The organism is Proteus sp. G2674 (assembly GCF_009915195.1).
Classification (GTDB): Bacteria; Pseudomonadota; Gammaproteobacteria; order Enterobacterales; family Enterobacteriaceae; genus Proteus; species Proteus mirabilis.
The window spans coordinates 64,501-80,893 of record NZ_JAABLS010000039.1; the positions used below are offsets into that span (position 1 = coordinate 64,501).

Below are 16,393 nucleotides of genomic sequence, written 5' to 3' on the forward strand. Positions count from 1 at the left end.
TGTATTTTGTGGGGTGTTCAACGAAAAAGGGTGATTATTTTAATTGAAAGACATCATCGGCACTATTTGGCGGTGTTAGGTATGGATTTTCATCGGTCACTTCAGGATCACGTAATACTTCACCACAAAAAATATAGAGATCGGGTCTTTTCTTTTTGAGATAGTTTAAGCGAATAGTACATTCATCCTTGGTATAAATGGTTTCTGTTACTGGAACCGCATCACAAGAATCATGCCCGCATGGACTGACTAATAAAACATAACCGACCAGCATGAGCTGTGAAGTAAACATAGCATACCCTTTTAACTATTCATGTTTGGTCATTGAAATCAGATGGCTAGATTACCTATTCATGATCCAAAATGCAGTTTCTATTTATCTTAAATTGACTTAATGGTGTAAAAAGGCGCATTGTGTCACAAAATTTCTAGTCTTTATTTGTATTTTACACCGAAATGTTATAGGTCTACTTAGAAAATCGTGTTGTCATATCATGATTAAATATTAAAAAACAAATAGATTTGTTTTATTGAGATAAACGTTATTGTAATTTTGTATCACTATCGTAACTGATTTTGCAACATACTGTCTTTGTGTGTTTTAAAATAAGCTTTGTCAATGATATGGCATTCTACCTATTTCGCTAACAGATAACTATTTTTATTGAATCTGTTAATGGCGGCAGCGTGATGCGTTGCCGATCCTCTTTTTTCGAGATTAAAATACAAAAATAGAACATAAAAAAGTTTTATATGGTAATAATGTTTCTGCTCACTTTTAGATTCATTATATATTCAATATTTTTTTTATAAATATAGATAGAAATATTTTACTCGATTGTTGGGGGGATTTTTTCAAATATTTTTTACTAGGATTATTCTATATTAAAAAAAATTTATGACGAAACCTATTAATGTCACGTATAATTCCGCGATAGAAAAGTTATTTTTCTATTGCACAAACATAGTTTATAAATAAATTAGTGTGTTGTATGAGATGGTTTTCCTTTTTATATAAGATGCTTATTGTATTAAATTAAATATTTATGGTGATGGTGAATTTATGTTAAAGAAAATGATGGGATTTATGTTTCTTGCGGTGGCAATGATGACATTATCTGCATGTGGTGATAAACAAGACGAAGCAGGAAAAGCAGCGGTTGAATTTATTGAAGCTGTCGCTTCCGGTGATGGTGATAAGGCTGTGTCATTAATGTATTTTGGTGATTTAGAAAAAGATCCAATGGCAGAGCAAATTACCGGCAAATTTAAAATGATCGTTGCCGAAGCGGGCAAAAAAATTAAAGAGCAAGGTGGCTTGGGTAAGGTTGAAGTAGCAAAAGTTGAATACAGCGAAGATAAAAATAAAGCCGTTGTCACACTCAAAACCGTGTTGAAAAATGGTGAAGAAAAAACAGAAAATCAAAATATGATCAAAGTTGATGGCAAATGGAAAGTTGAAGTTAAGTGATAATACGCTTTACTCTTGCATTAACTTTATACTTAGCGAGCACATTGACTGTGCTCGCTTTGCCTTATCAGTTAAAAAGTGGTGATCTGGTTTTTCGCGATGGTGATGAAGTTATTAGCGACATAATAAAGCAAGTTGATAACAGCGGGTTCAGCCACGTAGGAATGTTGTGGATAACTGAGCAAGGTATACAGGTTGTTCACTCAACACCCAGTGAACATGCTGATAGTAAAGATGGTGTTACTATCGATAGTTTGGATTTCTTTATCAGTCGTGCTAAGCCTAATTCTGTACGCTTTTACCAAGTGCGTGGAAGTGAACAAGCACGACAACAAGCGTTAGAAGCTGTTTTAAATCGAGTAGGGGAAAACTTCAGTATTCAGCAAGATAAAGGTGTTTATTGTACAGAGCTGGTGGCTGATGCATGGTTAAAAGCAGGGGTTTCTATTTCAACGGGCACACGTACATTACATATGCCGTTTATTTCTGAAAGAGCACTTATTTTTCCTGATAACATTATCCATTCCGAAAATGTTATTTTGATTGAATAAAATAAGGATAAAAGCCTTCTTCCCAAAGAATAAGTATAAATAAACCGCAAAATTTGGAAAGAAGGTTATCTTAACGGTATGGACGACAGTGAACGGCTTTAACCTTTTCCACCTTGAAATGAAGGATAAAGTGTCATACCGCCATCAATGAAAATAGTTTGTCCAGTAATATAAGTAGATTGCTCCGATGCTAACCAAGCAGCAACATTAGCCACTGCTTCAGGCTCTGCGGCATATTTCATTGGGATCATCTCTTCTAATTCTTTGCGTAACGCATCATCTTGCATTTTTTCTTTATTTATTGGGGTATTAATAGCACCTGGGCCAATGGCGTTAATACGAATACCATAGTGTGCATATTCAAGAGCCAGTGATTGCGTTAACATTCTCACGCCACCTTTACTGGCAGCGTAACTAGCAAAAGTCGGCCATGGGATCACCTCATGAACTGAAGACATATTAATAATATTGCCTTTGATCTTATTCTCAACGAAATATTTCAAGGCGGAGCGAGCCGTTAGAAAATAACTGGTTAAATTTATATCAATAATTTTACGCCAATCTTCTAAATTTACTGCATGGGAAGGGGTTTGTGTCTCAATTCCCGCATTATTGATCAGAAGATCGAGCTGACCAAAGTGGTCAATCGCCTTATAAATAAAGTTATGAGCAATTTTTTCATCACTAATGTCACCGCCAAAAATAATCGCTTTACCTTTACCATGTTTATTTAAGCTATCGGCTAATGCTTGAGCTTCATTTTCATCAGAGTGATAGTTGATAACAACGTTCATTCCTTCTTGAGCTAATCTCGTCACTACTGCTGCACCAATTCCTCGTGACGAACCTGTTACTACAGCAACTTTTCCTTGAAGATCGTGATACATACTACCTCCCATGTGCAATATCGTTATGTAAACAGCGACTGAGGATTAAGATATTTATCATTATTTAAGTATAAATACCTATGGAGTGACATTATTAGCGTTGTCACCCTATTAAGGATAGATGAACAATCATCATGGAGTGTTAAATAACGAAAAAAATTGAGAGAAAATGAATAATAAATATAAACATTTTTTTCTAGTGCTATCTTGATAATACAGGTAGTATGTTAAAAATTATTTCTTTTGTTATTTTTGAGTTATTAGGTTGTGGTTATGTAATACGCATTAAGGCACTGAAGATAAATAGTGCAAATACAGATAAATATACTCACTGAATTTTAATATAAATTTAGTAGGGTTCCTGTTACTTAATGAGTATAACACAATGAATAATCAATCAAAAAAATATGACAGAACATATCACTATCCTTTTTCACCAGGCACAACAAGCGATGATCGTATTAATGCCAATTGGTGGCAAGATATCTGCAAAATAAAGCATCTTATTCATACTGAAAAATTAGATGGTGAAAATAATTGCTTAAATCGAATGGGGGTTTTTGCTCGCTCTCATGCGACTCCGACACAATCTGCGTGGACAGTACAACTACGCCAGCGTTGGCAATCCATCAGAAATGATTTAGGTAATTTAGATATTTTTGGTGAAAATCTTTATGCCATTCATTCTATTGAATACCAACATTTGGAAGAGTATTTCTATGTTTTTGCCATACGTTGTCAGGATAAATGGCTAAGTTGGGAAGAAGTGCAATTTTATGCCACTTTATTTGATTTACCCACCGTACCGGAAATCTCGCTACCAAAATCGGAAAATAAAATAGAGTTTGAAAAGAATATTATTTTACACGCACAAAAGCATAGCTCTTTTCAATCACAAGATGTGTTAACCAAGAAACCAAGTGTGATGGAAGGCATTGTCACACGAGATGCTCAAGCATTTTCATTAGATGAATTTTCACATCGGGTGTTTAAATATGTGAGAAAAGATCATGTTAAAACAGATGTGCATTGGAAACGTAATTGGAAAAGAGCGCCACTGATTTGGGAAAAAACACAGGAGTCTCATGATGCTTCATAAAAAATTACATAGCGAAATGTCATGGGAACAACTTGGTGAGTACTATAATGAAATTAGTGATATGTCCGGTGTTAGGCAAGATCCGATCCACCATGCTGAAGGTGATGTAGCTATTCATACACAGCAGGTGATCCACGCTATAAAATCACTCCCTGAATACCAAGAGCTGTCAGAAAGAGAGCAACAAATTCTATGGATTGCAGCACTTTTACATGATGTAGAAAAACGTTCAACTACCCGTGAAGAGAATGGGCGAATTATTTCGCCAGGCCATGCTCGTAAAGGAGAATTAACGACAAGACGTTTTTTATATGAAAAAGTGCCGGTTAGCTTTATTGATAGAGAACAGATTGCGGCATTAGTACGCTATCACGGATTACCTTTATGGTTAATGGATAAACCCGATCCTAAAAAAGCCTTATTAGCGGCTTCGTTAAGAGTAGATTGCTATTTATTGGCATTGCTGGCTAAGGCGGATGTTCTGGGACGAAGCTGTGAAGATAAGCCCGCTTTATTGGATAAAATAGTGTTATTTACACTTTACTGTGAAGAATTAAATTGTTGGAGAACACCCGCACGATTTATTTCTGATGGCGCTCGATTTCACTATTTTCATAGTGAAAATAGTGTCGATCCTCACTATGAACCTTATCCTGAGCAAGGAAGTGAAGTTATTGTGCTTTGTGGGCTACCGGGAATGGGCAAAGATAGTTATATTCGCCAATATTGTGCAGATATGCCTGTAGTAAGTTTAGATGCATTACGTCAGCAGCATAATATAAAACCAGATGATCGTGATGCGAATGGATGGATTGCACAACTTGCCAAAGAGCAAGCGAGAATATATTTAAGAGAGCATAAGTCTTTTGTTTGGAATGCAACAAATATTACTAAACAAATGCGTAATCAACTTATTGCTCTGTTTTATCGTTATCAAGCTAAAGTGACATTGGTATATATTGAAGTCCCTTATTTGCAATGGAAAAAACAAAACAGCGCAAGAAAGGAAGCGGTTCCCGATAAAGTGATGGAAAGAATGTTGAGCAAACTGGAAGTCCCAACACCAGAAGAAGCGCTTAATGTGATTTATTGGGTTGATAGGGAAGCTCAAAATTTGATTTAAGGCTAATTATATTAAGGTCATATAACTAAAAAAAGGGCTATTTTACTTACCATAAAATAGCCCTTAATTATTTATAACAGGTGAAACAACGTATTATGATTACTTCTTAACGTGATGAATAATATCAAAATAAACAGTATTATCCCCTTCAGTTGGGTAAATACGATAGGTATACTCATCATTATTGATGGTGATATTTTCTACATCACGAGTAAATAGTGTTTTTCCTTGTGCATCTTTGGCAACTAATGTACGCGTTTTTCCATCATTAGACATTGACCAATCCCCTTGCATTTTTTGTTTACCTTCAGGGGTAAACATAATAAAAGTGCCATTAGGATAATATTCTGCTAGGCCAAAATAATTACTGACTTGTGGATTATTAGCGTCAACTTTATTGCCTTTCTCGTCAATGGCTTGCGTGGTAACCCAAACTTTTTCTACCATGACTTTTTCATAATCATTGAGATCTTTTTGTGCTTGAGTTACGCCCTGAACTTGTTGTGTTGTGCTGGTGCTTTCAGCGGCAAAAAGAGAAGCACTAACACTTAATAATGAAATAGCAATAAGTGATTTTATTTTCATAGGTATATCCTTATGTCTTTACGTTGTGTATTTATCAGATTATTGGTGCTCAATTTATATTTATAATCTTAGACATTAAGTTTAAACATCGCTAGAAAATAAATGTGTCGGAATATGTCTGATAAATAGGTTGTTTTACAATCTATTTAGGTATTAGATATTTTAGAACACATTGTTTCTGATTTTATCTTCTTGAATTTTGTGATTTTTAGTTTTTATATCTAAGTTTTTATTTTTTATTGGAGTTATATTTTGTATCAGTGAGTTGCTGTTAGCGCTTTAGTATTCTCAGCTATTTACAAAATAAGCCAAAGATTGACGAGTAAAAAAATAAATCAATAAATAAAGCAAGATTTTTACTTACTTTGCCTACTTAAAATAGGTTATTTATACTTAGTTTGTTCAATGACTGTTGTTATTAATGTTATCTACCTCACAAAATGAGACAATAAAAACTGCTTCTATTTTAATCATTGTATCTGTATTTCTAATTATAAGTTGACATGATTAATTTACATTATCATTGGCTATACATTTTAATGGTAAGAAGAATTGTACTAATTTATGAACTATAAAAATGGAAGATTAATTTATTTTAAGCTTTGCTCGATTCACTAAAATAGTTGATTATTTAAACATAGTGATGATTGTTTTTATTTTTGATTATTCTAATAACTCTAAATTATTATAAAATAAGGTTTTTATTTTTTATTGTTTTTTAAGTTAATTATTTAAGTTTTAAAAAACAAATAATTAATATTAGATTGTTTTATAATCAATATAGTGTTTGTTATTTTATTATTTGATTTTATTTGTGTTTTTATGAGAGGGGAGATGGCTTCTATATATTAAGTAATCTTATTACTATCATTATTTATTTCTGCTTTTTTTTGTTTTTTATTTTTGTGTTTCTGCTTTTTTTTGCTTTTAATAAATAACATATGATTGTAATCACAATCCCATAACAACTAATAAATTAAAGTTGTTGCCATAGAGGTAACATTAAATGAAAGCAGAGCGTCATAAAAAAATTGTTAATCTGATCAAAGGTCATGGTGCAGTAAAAGTTTCTGTTTTAGCAAAAGAGCTTAGTGTTACCAAAGAAACGATACGATCAGATTTAAATACATTGGCTGAGAAAGGAATAATTAAAAGATGCCATGGTGGGGCCTTTATTGAATTTGAAACATTAGACAAAGTTGCCAAAAAAGAAATCATACAATTTTTAGAATGTAATGATCAAATTGATAAAATTAATTTAGCGGGGCAGCCGGCAGTAAATAAAGTATGTGTATTAGGTTCATTTAATGTTGATATGATTAGTTATTTGCCCAGACTGCCAGAAACCGGGGAATCTTTATTGGCGAATAAATTTATCTTCTCACCAGGAGGTAAAGGATGTAATCAAGCATTAGCGGCAAGTTATGCTGATGCACAGGTGCATTTTATCACAAAAATCGGTACTGATCAGTTTAGTGATTATGCAGTAAATTTTATATCGTCATCAAGAATAAAAACATCAACGATATATCAAACTGAAAATCATCAAACTGGAACAGCATCAATCTTTGTGTCAGAAGAGAGTGGTGAAAATATTATTTCTATTTATTCAGGGGCTAATATGGATATTTCTTCTGATGAGGTAAAAATACAAAAAGATAAAATTATAGATGCCGATATAATTTTATTGCAATTAGAAACTAATATTGAAGCATTAAAGGAAATTATTTCAATCGGAAATGAAAATAATATTCCTATTATTTTAAATCCTGCACCTTACAATAAAATTATTGATAAGTTATTGCCAATGTTAGATATATTAACACCTAATGAAACAGAAGCCAGCTTATTATCAGGTATTGAAGTTGTTGATTTAGTATCTGCTAAAAATGCAGCCAATGCTATTTATCAAAAAGGTGTTAATAAAGTTGTCATTACTTTAGGTAGTAAAGGTTCATTAGCTTATGACGGTTATAAATATATTTACTCACCAGCTTATCCTGCGGTGGTAAAAAATACAGCGGGCGCTGGTGATGCTTTTAATGGTGCACTAGCAGCCTCACTAGCAAAAGGAAAGCAGTTTTCTTACGCGTTACGCTATGCATCAGCTTTTGCATCACTAGCTGTTGAGACGAGTAATGCTTCAGAAATGCCTGAAGATATTAATGTCATGCATCGCATCAATCAAACAACATATTCACAGATTGTCACTCAATCCCCTGAATAAATAATCTTTTTGAAAGAGGAAAAAAAATGAAAATCTTATTTATTGGTGAGTCATGGCACATTCATATGATCCACTCAAAAGGCTACGACAGTTTCACTTCTAGTAAATATGAGGAAGGTGCCACTTTTTTATTAAATTGTTTAAGGGAAAAAGGGGTAGCAGTTGATTATATGCCTGCACATACCGTTCAGGTCGCATTTCCTCAGACTGATGAAGAATTAGCAAAATATGATGTCATCGTGATCAGTGATATTGGTGCTAATACTTTCCTCTTGCAAAACGATACTTTCTACAACATGAAAGTACTTCCAAATGCATTAGGGCTGATTAAACAGTTTGTTGCTAATGGTGGTGGCTTATTAATGATTGGCGGCTATCTATCATTTATGGGTATTGAAGCGAAAGCAAACTATAAAAATACCTTATTGGCACAAGTGTTACCTGTTGAAATGTTAGAGGGTGACGATCGTGTGGAAGCCCCAGAAGGAGTATTCGCAACTCCAGTTAATGCAGAGCATGCCACGATAAAAGGTTTTAGTGAATGGCCGATGTTCCTTGGTTATAACAAAGTGTTCGCTAAACATAACACTGAAACGGTTTTGAATATTGGCGAAGATCCACTACTGGTGTTTGGTCAATTTGAAAAAGGAAAAACAGCTTGTTTTATGAGTGACTGTTCACCGCATTGGGGGAGCAAAGAGTTTTTAGCATGGCCACATTATGCTGATATGTGGGTCAATATTCTAAAGCAAATCGCACGTTAGTTCTTAATAACAATAGCAGTAAGAAAAGTAAAAAAGCGCGGAGATACACTCTGCGCTAATAACAAAATAACCGATTACTTGAAAAATAAAAAAGAAATCACTCATAGTCAATAATCCAAAAGGAACATCTTATGAGTACAAAAAATTTATCAACACCCTTGCTGATGGTAGCAACTGTGTTAGCAGGGATGCTATCACCAATGCAGTCTGCGGTGAATGGGCAACTGGGACATGTATTAAAAGACGGTAATGCTAGTGCAGTTATCTCTTTTGCCAGTGGTTTAGTGGTCATGTTTTTTATCATTATGTCCAAAAAACAATATCGTCAGCAATTTGCTTCTATTCCGACACTAATTAAAACACGTAAAATTCCATTATGGAACTGGTTTGCTGGCCTCTGTGGCGCAATGGTGGTTTTTTCTGAAGGAGCATCAGCCAGTGCATTAGGAATAGCCACATTCCAAACAGCATTAATTTCAGCACTGTTATTATCAGGTTTATTATGTGACCGCTTTGGTATAGGTGTGGATGAGAAGAAATACTTCACCCCATATCGTGTATTAGGTGCCGTATTAGCTGTTGTTGCTACTCTTTTTGTCGTTTCTCCGCAGTGGCATTCAACCTCTTTTATTTACTTAGCTATTCTACCTTTTTTAGCGGGTTTATTAGCGGGATGGCAACCAGCAGGTAATTCAAAAGTGGCTGAAGCAACAGGTTCGATGATGGTTTCTATTACTTGGAACTTTATTGTTGGATTTACTGTTTTAACGATTGCGTTAGTAGTACGTATGGCGTTAGGGCATATAACACTGGAGCTTCCTGCTACATGGTGGATGTATTTAGGTGGGCCTTTAGGGTTAATGTCTATTGCATTAATGGCTATTTTAGTACGAGGCTTAGGGTTACTGATGTTAGGTGTTGCATCAACTGCGGGCCAATTACTGGGTTCGGTATTAATTGACCTCTTATTACCTTCGTTAGGAAATACTGTTTATTTAGTCACAATCATCGGTACGTTATTTGCCTTAGTCGGAGCCATTGTTACTACCATTCCTGAGTTTAAAGCGACTAAATCAGTAAAAAGAGCAGGGGCATAATCATGAAAGGTTATATTCAAACGGTAACGGGTCCGGTTAAAAAAGCGGATATGGGACTGACACTACCTCACGAACATTTATTTAATGATTTATCTGGCGTTGTTGATGAACCTTTTTATGAATTCTCACACGTTTTAGTAGATAAAAAAGTCAGTGCAGATATTCAGTGGGGACTAAAATACGATCCATATTGTTGTTGCGATAATATGGATAAAAAACCCATTGAAGACGTTATTTTTGAATTAAATAATTTTAAAGAGCTTGGGGGCAAAACGATTGTTGATGCTACAGGTTCATCGTCAATTGGTCGTGATATTAGAAAATTAAAACAAGTTGCAGAATTAACGGGGATTAATGTCGTTGCTTCTTCCGGCCTTTATATTGAGAAATTTGAAGGAAAACGCCTAGCTGATGATATTGATGCGATGGCAAAAATGATCGATGATGAATTAAATATCGGCATTGACGGTACAGATATTCGTGCTGGTATGATTGGCGAAATTGGTGTATCTCCTTTCTTTACAGATGGTGAAAAAAATAGTTTACGTGCCGCTGCACTGGCTCAAAATAATAACCCTTATGCCTCAATGAATATTCATATGCCAGGTTGGCAACGCCGTGGTGATGAAGTATTAGATATTCTTTTAACAGAAATGGGGTGTGATCCAGCCAAAATATCGTTAGCCCATTCAGATCCTTCTGGTAAAGATATCGATTATCAATGCAAAATGCTTGATCGAGGTGTTTGGCTTGAATTTGACATGATAGGTCTTGATATTTCTTTCCCTAAAGAAGGCGCGGCACCCAGTGTGATGGATACGGTTGAAGCTGTCGCAACCTTAATAGAAAGAGGTTATGGTAACCAAATTGTATTAAGTCATGATGTGTTTTTAAAACAGATGTGGGCAAAAAATGGCGGAAATGGTTGGGGTTTTGTGCCTAACGTTTTTCTTTCATTATTAGCACAGCGTGGCATTGATAAGGCGATAATAGATAAGCTGTGTATTGATAATCCAGCTAATTTATTAGCATGAATTAATTATAACTATAAATACCCCTTGAATACATTTTGCGACACGTAAGCCCGTGTCGCTTTTTTAGTTGTTATTCTCGTGTTAGCGTAAATGATAATTTTCGATATAACGTAATGAGTGTGTGGAGCCATTAATCACTAACGAGTGTGTACGCAAATAATCGCTTTGTTCAGTGACACCGGATAATAGGTCACCGGCAGTAATTGCGGTTGCTGCAAACATAACATCCTGATGGCGCACCAATATTTCAAGTGGCAATGTAATATTAACATCAGTTCCCATGTTATGGCATCGAGAGATTTCTTGTGCTGCAATTTCTCTGTTTGTTGCATTATTACCTTTAGCAATATCGCGGGTAATAAGGCGCGCTTGCATATCACCACCTAAAGCTTTAGCAATAGCGGCACTAATTACACCTTCTGGCGCGCCACCAATCCCGTACATAACATCAATAGGATTATTAGGCATTGTGGCATATAAAGAAGCAAGTACATCGCCATCCGGCAAAGTGATGACATTAATACCTCTATTACGCAAATCAATGATAATATCGTGATGGCGCGGTTTATCTAAAATAGCTAGTGTTAACTGGCTTAATGATTTATTTAATGTTTGTGCAATAGCATCAAGGTTATATTCAAGGCAATGGTTAAGGTCGATCACACCTGCTGCTTTTTTACCGACAACCAGTTTTTCCATGTACATATCGGGTGCTTGTAAAAAACTACCTTCAAAACCTGCAGCTAAAATAGCCAAAGAATTATTTTCACCGGTAGCGACCATGCGAGTTCCATCGATAGGATCAACGGCAATTTCTATTTTTTCACCTTGGCCGTTGCCTACTGGTTCGCCAATATAGAGCATAGGTGCTTCATCAATTTCACCTTCACCAATAATAATTTGTCCATTGATATTAAGGCTATTAAGGCGCTCTCGCATGGCGGCAACTGCGGCAGCATCTGCCGCATTTTTATCTTGTTTACCTACCCATGGCATAGCCGCAATAGCAGCAGCTTCTGTGACTGATGCGATAGAATTAGTTAATTCATCATTTAATTTCATAGGGTTAATATACTTTGCAAGGTCTGTTATATTGAATAGTAGCCTTTGATGATACCCTTTTTTCAAATTTAAGTGTTAGGCTTAAATCAATTGTTTTCGCCTTCTTTTACGCTTAAAAACAAATAGGAAAAATAAAGGTTTATCGTATATTTGATAATACTATTATAACGATATTTTGTTATTAACTAGTGGTTTTTTGTTATAACTAATTAATTAACAAAGACAATTAGAAATAATAGCACAGTCTGCACACTAAACGCATTTCTTCTATAATAGATAAATAAATGTCAATGATTAGCAAATGGATGGAAAATAATGAATGTAATTGATGCAGTAAAAAACCGTCGTGCAACAAAACAGTTTGATGCTGATTTCAAAATACCACAAGAAGAGAAAAAAGCCTTACTTGAAGATGCATTACAATATACGCCAAGTGCATTTAATCTGCAGCATTGGCGTCTTTTGGTTGTTGATGATGTTAAGCAACGTCAAGCATTAAGAAAAGTGGGGTGGGATCAGCCTCAAATAACAGACTCTGCTATGCTGATTGTTTTATGTGCAGATCTCAATGTTTGGGAGAGTGAAGTTAAAACAATTTGGCAAGATGCTACCCCTGAAGTCAGAGATATTATGTGCAGTGCTGTTGATAGTTATTATCGTAATAAACCACAAGTACAACGGGATGAGATTATGCGTAGTGCGGGTTTGTTTGCTCAAACACTGATGTTATTAGCACAAGAGCGCGGTTTTGATTCTTGTCCTATGGATGGGTTTGATTTTGCAGAGGTAGCAAAAACGATTAACTTGCCTGATCACTATGCTATCTGTTTAATGATTGCCATTGGTAAAGGTAAAGGAAAACCTTTTCCACGATTAGGTAAATTATCTTTTGATAAAGCGGTGACATTTGATCATTTTTAAAGTACTAAAGTGCTTCTTATATTTTATATAGGAAGTACTTTATTCCTATAATTAATTATTATTATATGTTATTAGCTTTATTTTATATTTTTTATAAATGTGTGTATGATTTTAATACAATATTAATTAATGCGGTAAGAATAATAATTTATTTATAATATCATTGTTGCGTGAATAAAAAATAAAAATATGGAAATTCTAACGATATTATAATAGCATTTGTCATTATAAATTTTATTACCTTGATTTATCTTTAATTTTATTAAATATTTTTAAGGATTGATATCGTTGATAAATACTCTAGTAATCAGTCAAGTTGAAATATTTAGTTTAGGTATAGAAAAATTACTTTGTCAGATTAAAAAAATTAACATTCGTAAGATTATGAATGATGAAAGTGAAGCTTTTCGTTATTGCAGACAATATTCTGTCAATCTTATTATTTTTTATTCTTTACCTACTGTCTCTTTAATAGATGTAATAAAAAGAATTAAACGTTTTTCTCCCATTATAAAAATAGTGGTTATTTCGCCTAAAATAGACTCAATACTTTCCGTCACATTGCTACAGTTAGGCATAGAAGGGTTTATCGTTATAGATTCCTCTGCTGCGAATGTGCTTCAGGCTATTCGACAAGTCTGTATTGGCCAACGTTATATTAGCCCAGAAATTGCTATGGATATCGCATTAATGAAAGTTCAAGCAGATTTAAATCCGCTACATCATCTTTCTGAAAGAGAGTTACAGATAATGTCGATGATTATAAGAGGGAAAAAAATAGCACAAATTGCACAAGAGCTGAATATCAGCACTAAAACAGTAAATAGCTATCGTTATCGAATGTTTAGTAAACTTAAAATCTCAGGTGATGTAGAATTAACTCATATAGCAGTTCGTTATGGGTTAATCGAGATAGAGAGTTACTTACAAAGTGGAAAACATATTTGATGCTAAAGCATTTCTAAGTCGAGTAACGAGTCAACCGGGTGTGTATCGAATGTATGACGCCTCAGGCACCGTTATTTATGTTGGAAAAGCAAAAGATCTGAAAAAACGATTATCAAGCTACTTTCGTGCTCAGGTGAATAGTCGTAAAACAGAAGCATTAGTAAAATGTATTGCCAATATTGATGTTACCGTGACACATACGGAGACAGAAGCGCTACTTTTAGAGCATAGCTATATTCAGCGTTATCAGCCTCGCTATAATGTGTTACTACGAGATGATAAGTCCTATCCGTATATTTATTTAAGTGCAGACAAACACCCAAGATTGGCGAGTTATCGTGGTGCTAAACATGCTAAAGGGGAATACTTTGGCCCTTTCCCTAACTCTTTGGCGGTGAGAGAAACATTAGCTTTGATGCAAAAATTATTTCCTATTCGTCAATGTGAAGATAGTGTTTACCGCAATCGCTCACGCCCTTGTTTGCAATATCAAATAGGCCGTTGTCTCGCCCCTTGTGTAAAAGGCTATGTCTCTGATGAAGAATATGCCCAGCAAGTCAATTATGTGCGTCTTTTTTTATCCGGCGATGACAGCCAAGTGATTGAAGGCTTAATTAAACGGATGGAAGAGGCAAGCCAAGCGTTACGCTTTGAAGAGGCTGCGCGTATTCGTGACCAAATTCACGCGGTAAGACAAGTCACTGAAAAACAGTTTGTGGCTAATATTGGCGATGATCTTGATGTGATTAGCGTGGCATTTAATGGTGCGATTGCTTGTGTGTATGTGCTCTTTTTCCGTCAAGGTAAAGTGCTTGGTAGTCGTAGTTATTTTCCTAAAGTACCGGCAAATACATCATTAGACGAAGTGGTACAAACCTTTATTGGACAATTTTATTTACAAGGCAGTGCGATCCGCACTTTACCGACAGAAATTTTGCTTGATTTTAATCTTGAAGATAAAACGATTTTAGCGGAGTCAATTTCTTCGATAGCAGGACGTAAGATCCATATCCAAACTAAACCCCGTGGTGATAGAGCACGCTATTTAAAACTAGCACGAACTAATGCAGCTACGGCATTAGCCACTAAGCAAGTTGAACAATCAACCATTTCTCAACGTTATAACTCGTTAATGTCACTTTTAGAGATGAAAGAGATAAAACGAATGGAATGTTTTGATATTAGTCACACTATGGGAGAGCAAACTGTGGCTTCATGTGTCGTATTTGACATGAATGGCCCATTAAAATCGGAATACAGGCGCTATAATATTAGTGGGATCACTCCGGGGGATGATTATGCCGCGATGAATCAAGTATTGACTCGTCGTTATGGCAAGTCATTAGAAGAGAGTAAAATACCTGATATTATTTTTATCGATGGTGGTAAAGGGCAATTAGCACAAGCCATTGACGTATTTCAATCACTTGATGTTGATTGGGATAAATCACACCCTAAATTAATTGGTGTCGCGAAGGGGAGTGATCGTAAAGCGGGGTTAGAGACACTATTTTTTAAACCAGAAGGCGAAGGTGTGGCACTTCCTTCTGATTCACCCGCGTTACATTTGATCCAACATATTCGTGATGAGTCGCATCGTCACGCAATAACGGGGCATCGTCAGCGTCGTGCTAAGGTTAAAAACACCAGTTCTCTAGAATCGATTGAGGGGGTGGGACCAAAACGACGTCAAATGCTATTGAAGTATATGGGTGGTTTACAAGCTTTACGTGATGCAAGCGTTGAAGAAATTGCGAAAGTTCCCACAATTTCGACCGCGTTAGCAGAAAAAATTTTTAATGCGTTGAAACACTAAGTGTATTGATGCACCATATTAATAACTCTCACTTTTCTAGGTCGTGTAGAACGCTATGCAACTAAATATTCCAACTTGGCTAACTTTATTTCGTGTCGCTTTAATTCCATTCTTTGTTTTGGTGTTTTATTTACCATTTAAAGATGCTCCCCTTATTTGTGCCATTATTTTTATGGTAGCTGCCGCCACAGACTGGTTTGACGGTTTTTTAGCCCGCCGTTGGAAGCAAACCACTCGCTTTGGGGCTTTCCTTGATCCGGTTGCAGATAAGGTAATGGTTGCTACAGCATTAGTATTAATTACTGAACACTATCATGTATGGTGGATCACTTTACCGGCAGCGACCATGATCGCACGTGAAATTATCATCTCATCACTAAGAGAGTGGATGGCTGAATTAGGTAAACGTAATAGTGTGGCAGTTTCTTGGATTGGAAAAGTGAAGACTACCGCACAAATGGGTGCACTTGTTGTGCTATTATGGCGTCCGACTATTGAAGCTGAGTGGTTCGGATTTGTATTGTTATACATTGCGACGGTATTAACATTCTGGTCTATGTTCCAATATTTGAGTGCTGCATGGTCAGATTTGCGTGAAGCTTGATCGAAATGACTGAAAATTCACCGAACAGTCAAAAAGATGCAAATATAGTGTTGACTAGATTCAGGAAATCAGTAGAATGCAACGCATCGAAAGGCACAACGGTTTACAGAAATAAATAAGTAAATCAGCAAGTTCGGTAAAGCGGGAATAGCTCAGTTGGTAGAGCACAACCTTGCCAAGGTTGGGGTCGCGAGTTCGAGTCTC

At 35.5% G+C, this 16,393-nt stretch carries 16 protein-coding genes; 12 read left to right on the top strand and 4 right to left on the bottom strand.

All coding sequences use genetic code 11. The features are described 5' to 3' along the window. Window positions 1-34: 34 nt before the first annotated feature. Window positions 35-292: a hypothetical protein gene (locus GWI58_RS15680; protein WP_004243308.1), complete on the bottom strand. Its 258-nt coding sequence runs from the start codon at window positions 290-292 to the stop codon at window positions 35-37. Between the two features lie 771 nt (window positions 293-1,063). On the opposite strand from GWI58_RS15680, the gene GWI58_RS15685 reads away from it, so the two are divergent. Together GWI58_RS15685 and GWI58_RS15690 are read left to right on the top strand one after the other, a co-directional pair. Beyond that, the gene (locus tag GWI58_RS15685) at window positions 1,064-1,471 is read left to right on the top strand and encodes a DUF4878 domain-containing protein (RefSeq protein WP_004243305.1); all 408 of its coding nucleotides are present in this window, start codon (window positions 1,064-1,066) and stop codon (window positions 1,469-1,471) included. After that, on the top strand, window positions 1,468-2,022 hold the full coding sequence (locus GWI58_RS15690) for a YiiX/YebB-like N1pC/P60 family cysteine hydrolase (protein ID WP_004243303.1): 555 nt from the start codon (window positions 1,468-1,470) through the stop codon (window positions 2,020-2,022). Before GWI58_RS15685 ends, GWI58_RS15690 begins: the two co-directional genes overlap by 4 nt. Before the next feature lie 98 nt (window positions 2,023-2,120). Here the strand turns inward: GWI58_RS15690 and GWI58_RS15695 are convergent, their stop codons facing one another. After that, on the bottom strand, window positions 2,121-2,909 hold the full coding sequence (locus GWI58_RS15695; protein ID WP_004248258.1) for a glucose 1-dehydrogenase: 789 nt from the start codon (window positions 2,907-2,909) through the stop codon (window positions 2,121-2,123). Window positions 2,910-3,294: 385 nt separating this feature from the next. On the opposite strand from GWI58_RS15695, the gene GWI58_RS15700 reads away from it, so the two are divergent. Then, a complete protein-coding gene (locus GWI58_RS15700) occupies window positions 3,295-4,008 on the top strand; it encodes an RNA ligase family protein (RefSeq protein WP_094959471.1) in 714 nt (237 codons plus the stop codon). Continuing rightward, complete coding sequence (locus tag GWI58_RS15705) at window positions 3,995-5,131, top strand: AAA family ATPase (protein WP_161769349.1); 1,137 nt, start codon at window positions 3,995-3,997, stop codon at window positions 5,129-5,131. Before GWI58_RS15700 ends, GWI58_RS15705 begins: the two co-directional genes overlap by 14 nt. Before the next feature lie 99 nt (window positions 5,132-5,230). Here GWI58_RS15705 and GWI58_RS15710 read toward each other — a convergent pair whose 3' ends face one another. Beyond that, the gene (locus GWI58_RS15710; protein WP_004243298.1) at window positions 5,231-5,716 is read right to left on the bottom strand and encodes a DUF4822 domain-containing protein; all 486 of its coding nucleotides are present in this window, start codon (window positions 5,714-5,716) and stop codon (window positions 5,231-5,233) included. 1,006 nt (window positions 5,717-6,722) lie between these two features. Between GWI58_RS15710 and GWI58_RS15715 the strand changes: the two genes are divergently transcribed. From GWI58_RS15715 to GWI58_RS15730, 4 genes are all read left to right on the top strand, one after another. Next, entirely contained in the window at window positions 6,723-7,943 is a 1,221-nt protein-coding gene (locus GWI58_RS15715) for a PfkB family carbohydrate kinase (protein WP_020945784.1), read from the top strand. Window positions 7,944-7,969: 26 nt separating this feature from the next. After that, on the top strand, window positions 7,970-8,707 hold the full coding sequence (locus GWI58_RS15720) for a glutamine amidotransferase (RefSeq protein ID WP_004243294.1): 738 nt from the start codon (window positions 7,970-7,972) through the stop codon (window positions 8,705-8,707). 131 nt (window positions 8,708-8,838) lie between these two features. Further along, on the top strand, window positions 8,839-9,804 hold the full coding sequence (locus tag GWI58_RS15725; RefSeq protein WP_004243293.1) for a DMT family transporter: 966 nt from the start codon (window positions 8,839-8,841) through the stop codon (window positions 9,802-9,804). 2 nt (window positions 9,805-9,806) lie between these two features. Next, on the top strand, window positions 9,807-10,838 hold the full coding sequence (locus GWI58_RS15730; RefSeq protein ID WP_004250910.1) for a methylphosphonate esterase: 1,032 nt from the start codon (window positions 9,807-9,809) through the stop codon (window positions 10,836-10,838). Window positions 10,839-10,919: 81 nt separating this feature from the next. On the opposite strand, the gene glpX is transcribed toward GWI58_RS15730, so the two are convergent. Next, entirely contained in the window at window positions 10,920-11,900 is a 981-nt protein-coding gene (gene glpX / locus GWI58_RS15735; protein ID WP_161769350.1) for a class II fructose-bisphosphatase, read from the bottom strand. A 315-nt stretch (window positions 11,901-12,215) separates the two neighbouring features. Between glpX and GWI58_RS15740 the strand changes: the two genes are divergently transcribed. From GWI58_RS15740 to pgsA, 4 genes are all read left to right on the top strand, one after another. Continuing rightward, window positions 12,216-12,821: a nitroreductase family protein gene (locus GWI58_RS15740; protein ID WP_017827564.1), complete on the top strand. Its 606-nt coding sequence runs from the start codon at window positions 12,216-12,218 to the stop codon at window positions 12,819-12,821. Window positions 12,822-13,205: 384 nt separating this feature from the next. Continuing rightward, window positions 13,206-13,769 carry a LuxR C-terminal-related transcriptional regulator gene (locus GWI58_RS15745; RefSeq protein WP_237611715.1) on the top strand — a complete coding sequence of 188 codons (564 nt, stop codon included), beginning with the start codon at window positions 13,206-13,208 and terminating at the stop codon, window positions 13,767-13,769. Further along, window positions 13,753-15,585, top strand: a complete 1,833-nt coding sequence (gene uvrC / locus GWI58_RS15750) for an excinuclease ABC subunit UvrC (RefSeq protein WP_004243286.1) — start codon at window positions 13,753-13,755, stop codon at window positions 15,583-15,585. Before GWI58_RS15745 ends, uvrC begins: the two co-directional genes overlap by 17 nt. A 55-nt stretch (window positions 15,586-15,640) precedes the next feature. Next, on the top strand, window positions 15,641-16,189 hold the full coding sequence (gene pgsA / locus GWI58_RS15755; protein WP_004243285.1) for a CDP-diacylglycerol--glycerol-3-phosphate 3-phosphatidyltransferase: 549 nt from the start codon (window positions 15,641-15,643) through the stop codon (window positions 16,187-16,189). The last annotated feature ends 204 nt before the right edge of the window (window positions 16,190-16,393 follow it).